Origin of the sequence: Gemmata sp. SH-PL17 (assembly GCF_001610855.1) — a bacterium.
GTDB lineage: Bacteria > Planctomycetota > Planctomycetia > Gemmatales > Gemmataceae > Gemmata > Gemmata massiliana.
On record NZ_CP011271.1, the window covers coordinates 954,291 to 971,044 of the forward strand.

General features: G+C 63.6%; 14 protein-coding genes. 10 read left to right on the plus strand and 4 right to left on the minus strand.

Annotated elements, in window-relative coordinates; genetic code table 11:
- Positions 1-8 precede the first annotated feature (8 nt).
- Complete coding sequence (locus VT84_RS03810; RefSeq protein ID WP_052553290.1) at positions 9-1,463, minus strand: aldehyde dehydrogenase; 1,455 nt, start codon at positions 1,461-1,463, stop codon at positions 9-11.
- A complete protein-coding gene (locus VT84_RS03815; RefSeq protein ID WP_082838570.1) occupies positions 1,456-2,208 on the minus strand; it encodes an SDR family oxidoreductase in 753 nt (250 codons plus the stop codon). The genes VT84_RS03810 and VT84_RS03815 overlap by 8 nt, the downstream gene beginning before the upstream one ends.
- A gap of 374 nt (positions 2,209-2,582) precedes the next feature.
- Between VT84_RS03815 and VT84_RS03820 the strand changes: the two genes are divergently transcribed.
- Positions 2,583-3,464: a protein kinase family protein gene (locus tag VT84_RS03820; protein WP_082838571.1), complete on the plus strand. Its 882-nt coding sequence runs from the start codon at positions 2,583-2,585 to the stop codon at positions 3,462-3,464.
- 208 nt (positions 3,465-3,672) lie between these two features.
- Entirely contained in the window at positions 3,673-5,736 is a 2,064-nt protein-coding gene (locus VT84_RS03825; RefSeq protein ID WP_082838572.1) for a choice-of-anchor X domain-containing protein, read from the plus strand.
- A 100-nt stretch (positions 5,737-5,836) separates the two neighbouring features.
- Here VT84_RS03825 and VT84_RS03830 read toward each other — a convergent pair whose 3' ends face one another.
- The gene (locus tag VT84_RS03830) at positions 5,837-6,385 is read right to left on the minus strand and encodes a hypothetical protein (protein ID WP_082838573.1); all 549 of its coding nucleotides are present in this window, start codon (positions 6,383-6,385) and stop codon (positions 5,837-5,839) included.
- Between the two features lie 377 nt (positions 6,386-6,762).
- On the opposite strand from VT84_RS03830, the gene VT84_RS03835 reads away from it, so the two are divergent.
- The 5 genes from VT84_RS03835 (at position 6,763) to VT84_RS03855 (ending at position 12,236) form a co-directional block, all read left to right on the plus strand.
- The gene (locus VT84_RS03835; protein WP_082838574.1) at positions 6,763-7,497 is read left to right on the plus strand and encodes a prolyl oligopeptidase family serine peptidase; all 735 of its coding nucleotides are present in this window, start codon (positions 6,763-6,765) and stop codon (positions 7,495-7,497) included.
- A 146-nt stretch (positions 7,498-7,643) separates the two neighbouring features.
- On the plus strand, positions 7,644-9,182 hold the full coding sequence (locus tag VT84_RS03840; RefSeq protein ID WP_082838575.1) for a Gfo/Idh/MocA family protein: 1,539 nt from the start codon (positions 7,644-7,646) through the stop codon (positions 9,180-9,182).
- Positions 9,183-9,440: 258 nt separating this feature from the next.
- Entirely contained in the window at positions 9,441-10,223 is a 783-nt protein-coding gene (locus tag VT84_RS03845) for a tyrosine-protein phosphatase (RefSeq protein WP_082838576.1), read from the plus strand.
- Positions 10,224-10,402: 179 nt separating this feature from the next.
- Entirely contained in the window at positions 10,403-11,617 is a 1,215-nt protein-coding gene (locus tag VT84_RS03850; protein WP_052553274.1) for an NADP-dependent isocitrate dehydrogenase, read from the plus strand.
- Positions 11,618-11,699: 82 nt separating this feature from the next.
- A complete protein-coding gene (locus VT84_RS03855; RefSeq protein WP_157469170.1) occupies positions 11,700-12,236 on the plus strand; it encodes an ankyrin repeat domain-containing protein in 537 nt (178 codons plus the stop codon).
- A 265-nt stretch (positions 12,237-12,501) separates the two neighbouring features.
- On the opposite strand, the gene VT84_RS03860 is transcribed toward VT84_RS03855, so the two are convergent.
- Positions 12,502-13,155 (minus strand): hypothetical protein, encoded by a 654-nt coding sequence (locus VT84_RS03860; RefSeq protein WP_052553270.1) that lies wholly within the window; start codon positions 13,153-13,155, stop codon positions 12,502-12,504.
- Positions 13,156-13,242: 87 nt separating this feature from the next.
- Here VT84_RS03860 and VT84_RS03865 point away from each other — a divergent pair, with 87 nt between their 5' ends.
- From VT84_RS03865 to VT84_RS42105, 3 genes are all read left to right on the plus strand, one after another.
- Positions 13,243-14,262 (plus strand): WD40 repeat domain-containing protein, encoded by a 1,020-nt coding sequence (locus VT84_RS03865; protein WP_082838577.1) that lies wholly within the window; start codon positions 13,243-13,245, stop codon positions 14,260-14,262.
- A 271-nt stretch (positions 14,263-14,533) separates the two neighbouring features.
- Complete coding sequence (locus tag VT84_RS03870; RefSeq protein WP_162271578.1) at positions 14,534-16,393, plus strand: serine/threonine protein kinase; 1,860 nt, start codon at positions 14,534-14,536, stop codon at positions 16,391-16,393.
- Positions 16,394-16,413: 20 nt separating this feature from the next.
- Positions 16,414-16,698 (plus strand): Gmad2 immunoglobulin-like domain-containing protein, encoded by a 285-nt coding sequence (locus VT84_RS42105; RefSeq protein WP_082838579.1) that lies wholly within the window; start codon positions 16,414-16,416, stop codon positions 16,696-16,698.
- The last annotated feature ends 56 nt before the right edge of the window (positions 16,699-16,754 follow it).

Genomic DNA, 16,754 nt, shown 5'->3' on the forward strand with positions numbered 1-16,754 from the left:
CGATCGGACTACGACAATTTGAGGCACACGTTCTTCGGTTCGGTGAAGAAGCGGAGCGCTTCCCAACCGCCCTCGCGCCCGACGCCCGACTGTTTGACCCCACCGAAGGGTGTTCTCAAGTCGCGCACCATCCAGCAATTCACCCAGGTGATCCCCGCGTGCAGGTTCGCGGCGACGCGGTGGGCGCGGTCGAGCGAGCGCGTCCACACCACGGACGCGAGGCCGTAGGGCGTGTCGTTCGCGAGCGCGATCGCCTCATCTTCGGTCTTGAAGCGGTACAGCGACGCGACCGGGCCGAAGATCTCTTCCTGGCTCGTGCGACAGTTGTGCGGCAGCCCTTCAATGACCGCAGGCGAGAGGAACCAGCCGTTCGCGCACCGACCTGGAGGAGAGATCACTTCGCCGCCACAGAGAACGGTACCGCCCTCTTTGCGCGCGAGGTCGAGGTAGCTGCGCACCTTCGCATGATGCTGCTCGGAAACGAGCGCGCCTTGTTCGGTCGTCGGCTCCAGTGGGTCGCCGACGCGGAGTTTCTTCGCCCGCGCCACGAACTCGGTTTTGAAGCGCTCGTAGATCGCGTCCTGCACGAAGATGCGCGACCCGCACAGGCAGATTTCGCCCTGGTTGCTGAAGGACGAGCGCAGCGTGGTCGCGAGCATTTCGTCGAACGCACAGTCGTCGAAAACGAGCACCGGGTTCTTCCCGCCGAGTTCGAGCGAGAGTTTCTTGAATAGCGGCGCCGCGACGGAGGCGATCCGGGCGCCGGTCTTCGTTCCCCCGGTGAACGAGACGGCCTTGATGGTGGGGTGCGTGCAGATCACTTCGCCCACATCGGGGCCGGTGCCGTGAACGATGTTCAGCACCCCCGGGGGTAACCCCGCTTCGCCGCACAGTTCGGCGAACATCGTCGCGGTTACGGGGGTCATTTCGCTCGGCTTCGCGACCACGCAGTTCCCGCTCGCGAGCGCGGGCGCGATCTTCCACGTGAACAGGTACAGCGGGAGGTTCCACGGCGAGATGCACCCCACCACGCCGAGCGGAGTGCGGAGTGTGTAGTTCAGCACGTCGGCGGACGTCGGGTGGCACTCGCTCGCGAAGTGCTGAACCGCCCCCGCGAAGAACCGGAAGTTCGACACCGCGCGCGGGATGTCTACGGCCCGTGCCAGTGACACCGGCTTGCCGTTGTCTTTCGATTCCGCGCCGGCGAAGCGCTCGATTTGCGCTTCCAGCTTGTTCGCGATCGCGTCGAGGATCACAGCGCGCTTCTCGACCGGCGTCTCGCGCCACCCGCGGGCCGCGCGCTCGGCCGCGATGCACGCGGCGTCCACGTCCGCCCGGTCGGACGACGCGACCTCGGCGAACTGGCGCCCGGTCGCGGGTTCGTAAACGGGCAGGTACTCGCCGCGCACGGGTGCGACGAACCGGCCCTCGATGTAGTTCTGCAGGCGCTCGCGCTCAGACACAGTGCAACCTCCCGCCGTCCACCGGAACACTCACGCCGGAAATGTACCCCGCCGCGGGCGACGCGAGGAACGCGATCACGGCCCCGATCTCGGTCGGTTCGGCGAACCGGCCGGCCGGGATCTCCGCGCGCATGTGGGCTTCGATTTCTTCTTGCGGTTTGCCGCTCGCGCCGGCCTTCCGCTTGATGATCGCCTCCAGGCGCGCGGTCCGCGTGGCGCCGGGGAGCACGTTGTTCACGGTCACGCCGAACTTGCCGACCTCACGCGACAGCGTTTTCGCCCACGACGCGGTCGCGCCGCGAATGGTGTTCGACACGCCCAAGCCCTCGATCGGCTCTCGGACGCTCGTGGAGACGACGTTGATGATGCGGCCGTACCCCTGGGTCTTCATCGCAGGAAGCGTCCACTGCGTGAGGAGGTGCGCGGCGAGGACTTGCTGTTTGAACGCCGTGAGGAACTGTTCGGACGTCGCGTCCACAATGGGACCGGGCGGCGGACCGCCACTATTGTTCACGAGAATGCTGAACGCGGGCGCCGACTGTAACTGACTTTCCAGCGCGGGAATGAGAGCTTCGATCTGTTGCAGGTCCGCACGCAGAAACGCGAACTGATCTTCACCCGGTGGCTCGGAGCGCGCGAGCACCGTGACTTCCGCTCCGCGCGCCGCGAGTTCCCGCGCTGCCGCGAGGCCGATACCCTGCGAGCCGCCGCACACCAGCGCCTTCTTACCAGCGAGATCGTTCATGATGACGACGTGCCCGAGAACCGCGTGTTCTGTTCCCTGACATCCTACACGGCCCCGCGAGTGGCACGAGATACCACCGCGGAAATCCCTGTCGCGTGCGTAAAGTGATGTCGAGAGCAGGGCGGGTGAGTTATCCTGGATCGATATCCAGAGATAAGTCACGAAGCGTCGCCTTTGGCCTCTTCGTTGGGTTGCTACTGGGATGTTTGTTTACCCGATCCTTATCCGGAGTCGGTCACCGGCCCGTTAGCCCTCCCTGTCCAGGAAGCGGCTCGACCGCTAGCCACATCCCGTTTCTGGCCCTGAACGGTCAACCCATGCTCTCAGCTACTAATCGTGGTGGACATTTAGATGCACATTTTGGAGACTCGACAATGGCGAGTTGGAATTTTCCCGTTGCGCCACCTAAACAGCCCACGCTACCGGCTGATGGGGAAGTGATTGTTCATAACAATCACCAATACCGTCTGGGGCAGGAAATAGCAGAAGGCACGTTCGCACGTGTGTTTCAATGCGTTGATGAGTGGGGAAACAACCTCGCCGCAAAGGTACTAATTCCCCGCAACCAGAGTTACGCAGAAGTGCGAGATAATTGGCATCGGGAGTTGATGAATCTAATTACGTTCCGTCACCCCAATATTACGTATGTCCACGAGGCATTTGAATACCGAAATACATTTTATATAATAGTCGAGCGTTGCGATTTAACGCTTGAGAAATTTATCACATTTTCTGATGTTGAGGGCGAGGCCTGGCTTCCATACATTGCCCGTGACATCTTGCAAGGGTTACATTTCATACATGGCGAACAGTACGTCCATAAGGATTTACATGCTAAAAATATCCTGGTGACGCGCGTGAATAATCGTATTGAACCCGAGGCTGCGCCTGATCTAGTGTTCAAAATTAGTGATTTCGGGATTAGTAAATTGGAAGCGGAGATCCGAGCGTTCGGAACCGTCATGGCTCAATGGATGCTTCCACCCGAATGCCTCGCGCCTGTTCAGTTCGGTCAGGTCGGGAAACACACAGATATTTATCACACAGGTTTGCTACTTCTTTCACTGCTTACGAAGACCGACCAACGGTTCACACACGAACAGATCGTCAATGGTGTGCCTAGTAGCAGGGCCAAACAATTGCCATCGCCATACGGACCGATAATTGCTAAAGCGCTGCAGTGTCACACGCATTTGCGAATTCCATCGGCGTTACAATTCTGGAAAGAACTGCGAGACGCTAGATCGTGGTCGTAGGGGTAGGCGACTGTCTGTTTAGGTGTGTTCGGTGCTCAAGAATGTTTTGCGTGGAGCGTGGGTTCGTAGTGCCTCTCAGTAACAGTAGAATCTGTTGAATTACTTGGCGCCTGCGCGGATTGTGCGAAAACGCGATGCGTGGTAGCGCAGTTCGTGTTGCCGTGTTGGGTATCTGGCGGCTCCTTACGCTCATCGAGAGTATCGTCCAATGCGCGTCCTTGCTCTGATCGCCTTGTGCTTTGTCGCGATGCCCTCCATTGCCGCCGACCCGGAGAAGGCCGCTGCGATCAGCCACGTGCAACACGAACCGGTCGCGCCGAAGCCCGGCGCGTCGGTCCTCGTCACCGTGCGGTTGGCGGAGGGCGTAACCAAACCGGTCCTGAAACTCCAACTCGTCGCGCCCGGAAAGTACATCCGCAAGGGCGACGCCGAATACGAGAAGAACTGGTTCGACCTGTCACTGCGCGACGACGGCAAGGAGGGGGACGCGAAGGCCGGCGACGGCGTGTACAGCGCGCGCGTCCCGGCTACGTACCAGAAGCACCGCTGGCTGGTGCGGTATCGCGTTACGGCAGTCGGTCGGGACGGCAAAGCGATCCAGGCGCCCGAGGCCGACGACACCTGCCCCAACTTCGCGTGGTGGTGCGATGCGGGGCCGGCCATGTGGTCCGGCTCGCGCGAGCCGGGCAAAGCCCCTGTCGTGAAGTTCCCCGCGGCGTTCCTCGGCACGCTGCAAACCCTTCACCTGCTCGCGCGGGCCGAAGACGTCGCGAAAAGTCAGTGGGACGGCAACTTCCACAAGCAGAAACAGCAGGGCACGCTCGTCTACCGCGGCGTGGTGTACGACCACATCCAGTACAGCAACCGCGGTCAGGGGAGTGCCCACATCGCCGGCAAGAACAAGTGGGGGCTGAAGTTCAACCGCGGGCACGAGGTTCCCTTCGCCGATCACGATGACAAGCCGTTCCCGGCCGCGTGCAGGGGGCTCGACCTCAACCCGGGGCAGTCCACCCCGTACCTGCCCGTCCACCGCGGCATCGCGGGTATGGACGAGGTGCTCTCGATGCGCTCGTACCGGCTCGCGGGCGTCCCCAGCCAGCCCGCGACGTGGGTGCAGTGGCGCGTGGTCACGGGCGCCACCGAGGTGCCGAAGGACCAGTTCGCGGGCGACTTGTGGGGGCTGTACGTGGCCCTGGGCGACATGGAGCCGAAGTTGCTCGCCGACCGCAAGCTGCCGGACGGGTTGACGGTCAGCGCGCAAAGCGGAATCAAGCACACGCCCAAGACCATCACCGGCGACCAGGCCCAGAAAGAGTGGGAGACGTTCCTCAACGGGATGCGGTCGAACCCGAAGGAAGAGTGGTGGCGGAAGAACCTCGACCTGCCCGCGTACTACAGCTTCCACGCGCTGAACCGGCTGTTGGGCAACGTGGACCTGCGGCCCGACGGCAACCACGGGTACTACCGCCATCCCGATGGCCGGTGGGCGCCGATCCCGTGGGACATGGACATGACGTTCGTTCCGCGGCACCACCAACCGGGCCACATCGAGGCCATCGGGTGCCTCAACCACCCCGCGATCGCGATCGAGTACCGCAACCGCGCCCGCGAGATCCTCGACCTGTTCGCGGCCGACGGTACCGACCGCGGCGGGCAGGTGGGGCAACTGGTGTCGGACCTGAGCGCGGCCCTCACGCCGAAGAAGCACGATGTCGATTGGCCGCGGCTCGACGAGGCGCGCTGGAACTTCTCCCCGCGGATCAACCCGAAGGGGGCGTACTTCGTGAACCCGTCCAGTGCCGATCACTTCGGCGGGAAGTGGACGCGAACACTGGCGACCAACGATTTTGCCGGCTTCCGCAAGTACCTCGTCGATTTCTGCACCGACTCGCGCCCGACGAAGAACTACGCCCCGAACGACGGCGACCAGCGCGGTTACGGGTGGGGCTACCTGGCCCACGAAGCCAAGGACGACAAGATCCCCGCGAAACCGACCGTCGAGCGGCCCGACGGGAAGTTCCGGTTCGAGGCGGCGGCGTTCGTCTCCCCGGCCGGGCGCAAGTCGGTGGCGCTGGAGTGGCGCGTGGGTCGTGTGGGGCAACTCGGCTGGTACGAACTCGACGACCACTGGCGGAAGGAAGAGGCCACGGGCCGCGCGATCGACATCCCCGCGGACGTGTTCAAGGCGCCGGGCGAGTACCGCGTGCGCGCCCGCTGGCGCGACGACACGGGGCGCTGCGGGCACTGGAGCGCCCGGTCGAGGTCCGCGTGAAGTAACACGCGAGGCCCGGCTTTGGTGGGACAACCGGCGCCGGGTTTAAAAGCGCTGCCTCAGCTCTCCTGGTAAGTCACGACCTCGGGAGGCCACCCTACTATCCGCTGCCACCACGCGGTCGGCGGGCCCTCCCCTCTGGGATACACCACGATTCCATAGTGAAAGTGCCCGGCCCCGTATTCGACCAGAAGCGGTGGGCCGGCACGGACCCACCCCCGTAAGCCGGGGTAATCCTTTGGTGGGGCTGCTCGGTATCGGCCTTTCCGGATTCGCGCTCTGCCTTCTGTTCGTTCATCACATCTTGTGCCCAGTCGTTGAGCGCGTTGGGACCGCCGGCCCAGTACACACTGGCGATCAGGTGCAGTTCCACCGTCACGCCCGGAGCGCCAACAAGGACCGTCACGCACCCCAGCATCAGAAACAGCGGTAAGGCTCTCGCCTTCTTTGCCCGGCGAACCGCAAGTTGGTACGCGAGTACGAGGGTGACGACTGCCAACACCGGAAGGGTGAGGCACCCGAACGCGAGCAAGAGCAGGTCGGGACCAACGAGCACACACGAAATGAACCACGCGCCGAATGCCGCCGCGGTCGCGTACCCCCACCAGGCGTCGGCGGGTATACCACGCAACCGCTCGCGCAACGTCATGGGTTATCTCGGCGGAGCTACAGATCGAGGTCGCGCGGTCGCTGACAGGCTGATACCGTCTCGTTTTGATTGGTTTCTGTAGCCGGCCTCTGCGAGGCCGGGAGGTCCACAGTTTGTGGCTCCCCGGCCTCACAGAGGCCGGCTACAGAAGACCAGTAATCCGCACGATTCGGTACGGGAAACGTAGCGCTTCGTTACCAAGGTAATCACAATCAGCCGCCGGCACAACAATCCGTTCCGAACCTCCGGCCCGTTACGCACGCCGCACACATAATCAATCGTCTAGACGAGAGACGGGCGGCATTTTCGCGTGCGTGCTGGCGGGCCGAATAGCGGTTTGATAGGCTTTACCGCACCGCCCCTCTCCGGAGTCCTTCATGCGCTCCCTGTTCCTCTCCGCGGTCGTACTGCTCGCGCTCGTCGCGGTGCGGCCGGTTCGGGCCGACGAGAAGCCGAAAACCGGCTTCATTGACAAAACATTCAAGAACGCGGACGGCAGCACCTCACCTTACGTGGTGTTCGTCCCCAAGAGCTACGACGGCACGAAGGAGTACCCCACGATCCTGTTCCTGCACGGGTCCGGTGAGACCAAGGGCGGGCAGAAGATGCCGGTCGAGGTCGGGCTCGGGGAGGCGATCAAGAAGCGCGAAGCAACGTTCCCGTTCATCGTCGTGATCCCGCAATCGGAGAAGCGCACGTGGAGCGCGACGTCCGACGACGGCAAGCGGGCGCTGGCAATGCTCGACGCGGTGCAGAAAGAGTACAAGACCGACCCGAAGCAGCAGATCCTCAGCGGGCTGTCGATGGGCGGGTACGGTACCTGGAGCATCGCCACCGCGCACCCGGACCGCTGGGCCGCGATCGTCCCGGTGTGCGGGGGCGGCAACCCGAAGGAAGCGGACAAGATCAAGAGCATCCCGTGCTGGTGCTTCCACGGGGACGCGGACACCGCCGTGAAGGTCGAGCGCTCGCGCGAGATGATCGACGCGCTCAAGAAGGCGGGCGCGGAACCGAAGTACACCGAGTACCCGAAGGTCGGTCACAACTCGTGGGACATGGCCTACGGCACCGACGAACTGTACAAGTGGCTGTTAGGGCAGAAGAAAAAGTAACGTCGTCCCGCCAAAGATTTGTGATTCTCCGCCTCAAAAGTCCCGATTTCAGTGTGGTGGTTGGTGACCGGGTTCGCTGCCACTGGTTTTGCGGTCGCGAGCCGCCCCACTGAAAACACTGATCCTCTCACTCAGGAGTGCTTACCGTGTCGAAGTCCTCAGTGAACCGCCGGACGTTCATCGCCGGCAGCGCCGCGGCCGGGGCCGCGATGAGCCTGCCCGCCGCCAGCTACGCGAAGATCAAGGCCGCGAACGAGAAGCTGCGGGTCGGCTTCCTCGGCGTGGGCGGCCGGTGCCAACAGCACATCGGCGTCATCCTCCAGATGCAGAAGGAGGGCAAGGCGGTCGCGCCGGCCGCGGTGTGCGACGTGTGGGACGGCGAGGTGAAGAAGGGCGTGATCCAGGGGCGCGGGCTGTACCCGTCGGCCGATAAGTGCGGGCTGGACAAGACCGACAAGAACCACGTGTCGAAGGACTACCGCACGATCCTCGAGCAGAAGGACGTGGATCTGGTGTGCATCGCCACCCCGGACCACTGGCACGCGCGCATGGCGATCGACGCCATGAACGCGGGCAAGGACGTGTACATGGAGAAGCCGATGACCAAGACGATCGCCGAAGCGATCGCGGTCGTCGACACCGCGGCGAAGACGAACAAGGTGGTCACCGTCGGCGTGCAGAGCATGGCCGACCCGACCTGGCTGGCCGCGCACGAGTACGTCGCCGCCGGCAACATCGGTAAGGTGATGCAGGGCCAGACCAGCTACTTCCGCAACAGCTCGGTCGGCCAGTGGCGGTACTACCCGCTCACCAAGGACATGAGCCCGAAGACGATCGACTGGGACATGTGGCTCGGGCACAAGTTCCAGAGCGTGGACGGCGCCCCCCTCGGGCCGACCCCGCAGGAGCAGGCGTTCGACCGGGCGATCTGGGCCCAGTGGCGCTGCTACTGGCCGTTCGGCGGCGGCATGTACACGGACCTCTTCGTCCACCAGACGACGCACATGATCGCGGCGATGGGGCTGCGGTTCCCGGCCCGCGTGGTGGGCGCCGGCGGCCTGTACCTCGAGTACGACGGCCGCGACGTGCCGGACGTGGCCACCGTGGTCGCCGACTACGACGAGGGCTGCCAGTTCATCGTCGGCGCGACGATGTGCAACGACGTGCAGTTCGGTGAGATGATCCGCGGCCACCTCGCGACCATCAAGTTCGACGGCGGCGGCGACTTCATCAAGGGCTTCTCGGTGTACGGGCAGAACATCGCCGGCGGCCCGGCCAAGCCCAAGAGCAACAACGGCGAGGACAAGCCGGTCCACGTGTTCGAGAACCCGAAGAAGGGCGACGCCACCTACGCCCTGTGGGAGAACTTCCTCGAGTGCGTTCGCACCCGCAACCGCACGACGCTCAGCACCCCGGAACTCGGCGCCGCGGCGTTCGCGACGGTCAACATGGGTGTGCAGAGCTACCGGTACGGCAAGGCGCTGTTCTGGGACAAGGAAACGCGCGCCCCGAAGGAAGCGGACGCGAGCTGGGCGAGCCGGTGGGAGGCCCGGAGCAAGAAGCGCGGCAAGCCGAACCAGGTTCAGGGCTGGAAGGCCGGCGACAAGGGCAGCTTGCTGGAGGCGCCGGCGTACCAGAAGCTCGAAGGCCCGTGGGTCAACGGCAAAGACCCGGCCGGCGAGTAAATCGTCACCCGCGAACGGTCGGTGAGCCGACCGTTCGCTCCCCGCACTGAGCGGTGAGCACGGAACCGGAACGCGGCCCCAACTATTGGCCCGCGTTCCGGTTCCGTGCTTTGTTCGTTTTCGGATTTTCTGCCCGCCGGTACAGTCCGTGCTCTAAGAGAATGAATAGGCCGCCCGATTCGGTTGGTTCGCTATTTCGGCGAGCGGGGACGGAACTCCTTAACTTACTTTTTCACGCTCGCCCGGTTCCCGAATCGCATGACTCCCCTCGCGGACACCCACGTCCACTTACTCGCGGGCCTCGACGACGGCCCCCCCACAATGGACGTCGCGCTCGCAATGTGTCGGATGCTCGTGAGCGAGGGGGCGCGCCACGCGACCGCACTCGCGCACCAGAACAATAACTACCCCGACAACACCGCCGATCGACTGCGCTCGTCCGCCGCGGCGCTCGCGGCCGTGCTCAGCGAGAAGAAGATCCCGCTCTCGGTGTACCCGACCGGCGAGGTCATGCTCTCGAACACCACGCTCGACGAGTGGCGCGGGGGCACGCTGATGTCCGTGGGGGACCACAAACAGTGGCTCCTCGTGGAGATGCCGCACGGCGCGTTCGTCGACGTGCTCCCGCTCGCGGACGCACTACGGGGCGAGGGCGTCCGCCTCATCATCGCGCACGCGGAGCGCTACGCGGAACTGCTCGACGATCCCGCCCTGACACAATCGTGGGTCGAGGCGGGGTGCCTGATCCAGGTGACGGCCCGCGCGATCGCGGAGCCGTGGGCGCCCGAGTTCGAGGCGGCCCTCAAGCGGTGGGCGCGGGACGGTTGTATTCACCTGCTCGGGTCCGACGGGCACGGCATCGAGCGCCGGCGCCCGAAGATGGCCGCCGGTTTCGCGCGGCTCGCGAAATGGGTCGGGCGCAAACACGCGGCGCGGATCGCGGGCACGTGGGGCGCGGCTGTACTCCGGGGCGAACCGGTCCAGGTGCCCGCGCCGCGCCCGAGCGGTCGCAGTTGGTTCTCGCGCATGTTCGGGGCGTAACGGCGTCCCGTCTTCGTAGCTTCTGTTCGCCCCTCTCGCACATCTCCACCGGGAACGACCGCGGCCGGTCAACCCGAGGCTCCGCGGTACGGCGGGCCGGTCCCTTCTGTTCGCACTTCCGCCCCGCAAATAAGCTAATGGCTTCTCGCCGCACACGTTCCCTCCCGGAGATTCTGTCAATGGCCAAGATCAAGGTGAAGAACCCCGTCGTCGAAATGGACGGCGACGAGATGACCCGCATCATCTGGCAGAAGATCCGCGAGAAGCTCATCCTGCCGTACCTCGACATCGATCTCAAGTACTACGACCTCGGTATGGAGCACCGCGACGCGACCGACGACAAGGTGACGTTCGACTCCGCGGAAGCGACGAAGAAGTACGGCGTCGCGGTGAAGTGCGCGACCATCACCCCGGACGAGGCCCGCGTCAAGGAGTTCAACCTGAAGCGGATGTACCCGTCGCCCAACGGCACCATCCGGAACATCCTCAACGGCACCATCTTCCGCGAACCGATCATTTGCGCGAACGTGCCCCGGCTCGTGAAGCACTGGGACAAGCCGGTCGTGGTCGCGCGCCACGGGTTCGGCGACCAGTACAAGGCGAGCGAGATCCTGTTTCCTGGCGCGGGCACAGTGAAGCTCACCTACACCCCGGCCGACGGCGGCCCGGCGATCGAGAAGGAAGTGTTCAAGGCGCCCGGCGGTGGTGTCACGCTGGCGATGTACAACCTCGACGACTCCATCAAGGGGTTCGCGCGGGCGTGCTTCAACTACGGCCTCGGCCGCGATTACTCCGTGTACCTCTCGACGAAGAACACGATCCTGAAGGTCTACGACGGCCGGTTCAAGAACCTCTTCCAGGAGGTCTTCGACACGGAGTTCAAGGCGCAGTTCGACGCCAAGAAGCTCACCTACGAGCACCGGCTGATCGACGACATGGTGGCCGCGAACATGAAGTGGACCGGCGGGTACCTGTGGGCGTGCAAGAACTATGATGGCGACGTGCAGAGCGACACCGTGGCGCAGGGATACGGCTCGCTCGGCCTCATGACCAGCGTGCTGATGTCGCCGGACGGTAAGACGGTCGAAGCGGAAGCGGCCCACGGCACCGTGACGCGGCACTACCGCGAGCACCAGAAGGGCAAGCCGACGAGCACGAACCCGATCGCGTCGATCTACGCCTGGACCCGCGGGCTGATCTACCGCGGGAAGATGGACGACACGCCGGACGTGGTGAAGTTCGCGGAGACGGTGGAGAAGGTCTGCGTCGATATGGTCGAGGGCGGTAAGATGACGAAGGATCTCGCGATCCTCATCAGCGACAAGACGCCGTACCTGACCACCGAACAGTACCTCGACGCGGTGGACGCCGAACTCAAGAAGCGGATGGGCTAATAGCACGCACCGCGCCCGGCTGGCTTCTTGTGGGAACCGGGCGCGGTAATCACTTCAGTGCGGCCTTATGCGGGGGAACGGCATGGACGATTTCCGCGCGATGGCCCGTAACCCCGAGTTCCGTCGCAAGTTCGAGAAACTACTGTACCTCGCCGCTCTACGTGGTGACGCGGATCTCGTCGCGGAGCGGCTCTCGTGGGGAGTCGATCCCAACTGCCGCTCCGCCAAAGGCACCACTCCGCTCATCGCCAACATTCGCAGTTCGTGCCCCAACGCCGCCACGGTGCGGGCGCTTCTCACCCACGGCGCTGATCCCCACGCGACCGACGGCGCCGGCCTGACCGCGCTCGATTATGCCCGCCGCAAGCTCATGCGCCTGCAAACCAAGCGGCGGAAACCGCACAAGTCCCCGTCGCTCGACGAAAACAACCAGCTCCAACTGGGTGCGGACGAACAGGCCGAACTGGACCGAATGCGCCAGGAACTGCCCGACGCGGACCCCGAGTTCTTCCGCATCTGGTGGCAGGAGCGCCGCCGCGCCGCGCGCCGCGCGTTCAACGACCCGGGGCAGGTGGAAGAGATCGTGTCCGTACTCGAAGCAGCCAGTAGCCAGGGGTAGCCAGCGACCGGTTCGTGCGGACCGTGGCCGTTTGAGGCGAACGGCCGGCTCGAACCTCATAGCTGGTCACCAACAGCTCCTGACAAGGGGCTGTAGATTTTGGCGGATTGTCGTTGTTAGGCTAGAGGAGCAGGGCCACGAAAAAATTCAATCGCTGTTCTGGCGAGAGTACGGCATTCGACATTATTCCGGGCGCTTCAGACCGCGACGCACGGGAATCTTTGATGGGAGAAGTGCCGGTCCTTATTGGTAGGGCGCGGGCGTTTCACCACAACCGACGGTCCGTGCGCGTGTCGGCCATGAGTGCGGGGAAGTCCACTCCGTCGCGGCGGTCGTTGGCGTGAACCGAGTACACGCGGTGAACGCGATAACCGGTGCGGGTCACGAACTCGATCATGCGGTCACAGGAGCGCACCCGCGCCTCGACCGGCACCCGCTCGTTCACCGTGCGCACCGTGTTGAGTTCCCAGTCCCCGGTGCAGGCCGCGCCGCGGAAGATCACCATCGTGTCGGTGTGACTGTGTTTTGGGGCGTGAACGAGGTGCAGCGGTTCGCCCCCAACGAACAGCGTAGCTCCATCATCGAAGTACCGGGGGCCGGAATCGCCGGCGAGTTGCCGGAAGCCGCTCTGCAAGACCGGGGCCGCTTCCGGGAACCGCTGGCGCATCGCGTCGAACGTGCGGGTGCTGAAGTGGTCGTGGTGCGCGTGCGTGCAAAGGAGGAATTTCACCGCGACCCCGAGTTCGTGTGCGACCGCTGCCGCGTCCGCGGCCGGACCGGGGCCGAATTCGACCCCCACGAGGCTGGTCGGCGGGAGTTCCAGTACCGCCGCTTCGCCGTTGTGAGCGAGTACCCACACGCCGGTTTGCAACCAGTTGTACCGGCCGACCAAATACACCCCGTCGAACCAGCGGTTCATGTGTGCCCCCATTCCGACCGAACCCGGCGCGAACGGCGGTCGTCCGTTTCTGATGTCGTGCGCCCCGAATGAAGGATACCGCGGCCCATGATCGCTCTAAAAATGGTCACGCGCCAACCGGTTACGCACATCGTTTTTAGTCCGGACGGGAACACGATCGCGGTGTCTCAACCGCACTACGGCGTCACACTCCTCGATCGCGCAACTGGCCACACGATCGCGGTATGTGCCCAACCGCGGCGCGACGTTCTCCGAGGACTTACGTTCTGCGCGGGCGGACGGTTCGTTGCGACCGGGAGCGCGAAGTGGGTCGAAGTTTTCGACGCAACGACGGGGGAACTTCTCAGCGCGAGTTGTCACTGGAATTTGCTTCTGACCGCTGACGACACGCGCACGACGGGGATCGACCCGTACTGCCGGGTGATTCAGTGGGAGCCCGATCCGGTTACGAATCCGCGTTCCCGGTGGCGCGGGTACAAACACAACGGATCGGTCGCCGTAGACGCGCTCTCGCCCGACGGTCGCTTCGCGGTTCTCGATACCAGGACGCGACCGACCCGTCAGAATGTGGTGCTCGATCTCCGCACCGGAAACGTAATCGCCACGGTCCAGCGCGACGAAGAGAAGCCGAAACACTTGTGGCCGGGTTCGGTGAAATTCTGCCCCGGTGAGCAGCGGTTCGCGATTCACGAGGGGCCAACACTTCGCGTGTACGAGATCGGCGAACACGCGGAACCGGACGAAGACGAGTCTCCGGCGGACGCCGCGCGTGTCCAGCGAGAGAACGGCGCGAACCCGCCCGCGCAAACGACGACCGCGGCTCCGGTACCACACGTCGTACTTGCTCCGGTATCGACCTTGCAGGTGGAGGACGAGCGCGGGAACTGGGACTGGCCCGGGACGTTTGCGTTCGTAGCCGACGGGCGCGGGCTTCTGGTGAAGCGGCCGCGCAATCGCATTCAGTTGTGGGACGTGCCGACCGGAACTCTCATTAACGATTGGAGTTGGCAACTCGAGTGCGTGATGTGCGTTGCGGTGTCGGCCGACGGGCTGACCGCGGCCGTCGGCGGGCGCTTCGGGCGCGTCCTGATCTGGGATCTGGGTTAGAACCCGGTTGTTTTAAGCGGGTAAAAACCCGAATAAAATAGTCCGCTCTCGGAGATTGCGTTTGCGTTCCCGTGCGGGTAAACTCTTCTCCATTCACTCGAATAACTCGCGCTCACAACACACTATGGGTACCAATCCAATAACGTGTCCGCAGTGCTCGCGCCTGATTCTGCCCGAATCGGGTGACGGGTGCTCGGTTTGTGCGAGAACCCGGCGCGTTAACCCGCGCGCGGAAACGGACGTACCGGAGATTACCGAACCACGTGCGCGCGTGCGCTCGACGCCTCCGGCGCCCGAAGTGCTCCCGCCGAACCCGCCGGGGTTAGTGTTTTCCCACCTACTCGGGCGCGGCGGAGTGGGCGCGGTGTACCTCGCGCGCGACGTCGAAACCAAGCGCCAGGTTGCCGTCAAACTGCTCCACGTGCCCGGCGATTCCGGTGCCGTTGGTCGGCTCCAGGTCGAGGTTGAAACGCTGGCTTCGCTCACGCACCCGAACGTCGTTACCGTTTTTGCCGCAAAGTTACAGCAGAACCCGCCGCACTACACGATGGAGTTCGCCTCGCCCGGAACGCTGTCCCGGTTCGTTGGTGCCCGTGGCCCGCTCGCTCCAAAGGATGCCGCGAAGTTAATTCAGGCCGTTGCCCACGGAACCCACGCGGCCAATCAAGCGAAGATCATTCACCGCGATATTAAACCGGGGAACGTGCTCCTACAGTTCAAAAACGGGACCGCGGACTCGAGTGAGGCTGCTGATTTGGCGACCCTGCAGTTGACCGATGTCGAGCCGAAGTTGTCCGATTTCGGTCTCGCCAAACAACTCGACCGCACGGTCAGTGTTACGCAGGGTACCGGGGTCTTGGGCACGCCGGGCTTCATGGCGCCGGAACAAGTTACCGGAGCTTCCGTTGTTGAGGCTACGGCCGATGTTTACGGCTTGGGTGCGACTCTCTACTACGCGCTCACCGGGCGGGCGCCGTTCAAGGAGTCCGAACTGCACAAGATCGTTAGGCAAATCGAGCACGCGGAGCCGACCCGCATTCGCACCGTGCGCCCCGAAATCTCCGTCGACCTCGAAGCGATCGTCCACAAGTGCCTGGAGAAGGAGCCGAGTGCTCGGTACGCGACCGCGGAAGAACTGGCTGCGGACTTGGGCCGCTTCCTTGAGGATAAGCCCGTTCTCGCCAAGCCGCTCACGCCCTTGCGCCGGGCACGGAAGGCGGTGCTTCGGAATCGCGGTTCGCTGGCCGGGGCTGCGTTACTCGTGTGTGCTCTCGTGGGTGTGTTTGTCCTCGGTATAAGCCTTAGTACCTGGCCGCCGGCCACTGGCGCCCCGCTTCCCCCTCCGCCCAAGCCGCTCTCGTATATAGAGGCAGAACTTCTTGCCGGCCGCTCGGTTACGCTCGTGAAAGATTCGGGGCGGCCCGTGTGGTCCGAATGGGCGTTCGGCTCGGCGGAATTTGTTCCCGACAAGGCCAATGCTCCGTGCGCGTTTAGCACGCAAGACCTATCAATGCTCGATCTACTCCCCGATACGACGATCAATCGTTATCGCATCCGCGCCGATCTGTCGCAGGCGGATGTGATTCGTACCTCAGACGGTCGATCGCGCAGTCCCGGGGGGCACGAAGTTGGGCTGTACTTCGGCCGGCAGACCGCCCTTGGCGACAATAATTGGCGGTCCCAAATTGCGTTTTTGGTCAAGTTCACTGAATTCTCTACTCCTCCTCCTCCCGGCTTTCCTCCCCCGGGGCCAGAGGGGGCTAGCCTCGTCCATGTGTGCCTTCCGAAATCGCCAACCGTTTCTTTCGGTCTCCGTTACATGGGTTTGGCTTCTGTTCCGTTCACTCAAGCGAATCAAACTCCGGGGCCGTGGCGCACGATCGAGGTCGACGTGACCCCGGCGGGTATTGAGGCCCGGTGGATTCGATCGGGCGACAATACGTCACGGTTTAGGCCGTTACCCATTGCCGAAGTTCAGGCGAAATATTCCAAGCCGCACGAAGAGCTGAACAATTTGATCCCCGACAACGGCATTAAATACCCCGCGTGGAACGCGCGAGGCGCGATCGGAGTTTGGGGGTACCGATCGGTGGTTGCTGTCCGGAACGTGACCCTTACCCCCCTTCCTTGATTCCGGAGTTAGGAACTCGAATGCCCACACCCTGGATCACGATTTCTCAGCCGACCAATGGAGCAACAGTAGCTCGCTCGTTTACTGTGAGCGGCAAGTGTGAGGCGACGGTTACTTCGTCGCAAATTAGTGTTGTGCTAAAAGATTCCGGTGGTGCAACGGTGGCAACGGGAGCTCTCGTCACGGCTGTTAGCGGGGACTGGTACTCGAATATCAGTGCCACCCAAGCCTACACGGGAGCCTCGGTCGTCGCAACGGTTAGTGGGACGGCGTCCGATTCGGTGGGTTCGCTCACCGTGAGTTGACGATTGGTAGTGGACGGTTCACATCCTTCGGGTGACCTTAAGCGACGGACCCTTCC

Excerpts from the sequence above, each read along its gene's own strand:
- VT84_RS03815 (WP_082838570.1), bottom strand. The coding sequence starts at position 2,208 with ATGAACGATCTCGCTGGTAAGAAGGCGCTGGTGTGCGGCGGCTCGCAG.
- VT84_RS03820 (WP_082838571.1), top strand. The coding sequence starts at position 2,583 with ATGGCGAGTTGGAATTTTCCCGTTGCGCCACCTAAACAGCCCACGCTA.
- VT84_RS03825 (WP_082838572.1), top strand. The coding sequence starts at position 3,673 with ATGCGCGTCCTTGCTCTGATCGCCTTGTGCTTTGTCGCGATGCCCTCC.
- VT84_RS03830 (WP_082838573.1), bottom strand. The coding sequence starts at position 6,385 with ATGACGTTGCGCGAGCGGTTGCGTGGTATACCCGCCGACGCCTGGTGG.
- VT84_RS03835 (WP_082838574.1), top strand. The coding sequence starts at position 6,763 with ATGCGCTCCCTGTTCCTCTCCGCGGTCGTACTGCTCGCGCTCGTCGCG.
- VT84_RS03845 (WP_082838576.1), top strand. The coding sequence starts at position 9,441 with ATGACTCCCCTCGCGGACACCCACGTCCACTTACTCGCGGGCCTCGAC.
- VT84_RS03850 (WP_052553274.1), top strand. The coding sequence starts at position 10,403 with ATGGCCAAGATCAAGGTGAAGAACCCCGTCGTCGAAATGGACGGCGAC.
- VT84_RS03855 (WP_157469170.1), top strand. The coding sequence starts at position 11,700 with ATGGACGATTTCCGCGCGATGGCCCGTAACCCCGAGTTCCGTCGCAAG.
- VT84_RS03860 (WP_052553270.1), bottom strand. The coding sequence starts at position 13,155 with ATGAACCGCTGGTTCGACGGGGTGTATTTGGTCGGCCGGTACAACTGG.
- VT84_RS03865 (WP_082838577.1), top strand. The coding sequence starts at position 13,243 with ATGATCGCTCTAAAAATGGTCACGCGCCAACCGGTTACGCACATCGTT.
- VT84_RS42105 (WP_082838579.1), top strand. The coding sequence starts at position 16,414 with ATGCCCACACCCTGGATCACGATTTCTCAGCCGACCAATGGAGCAACA.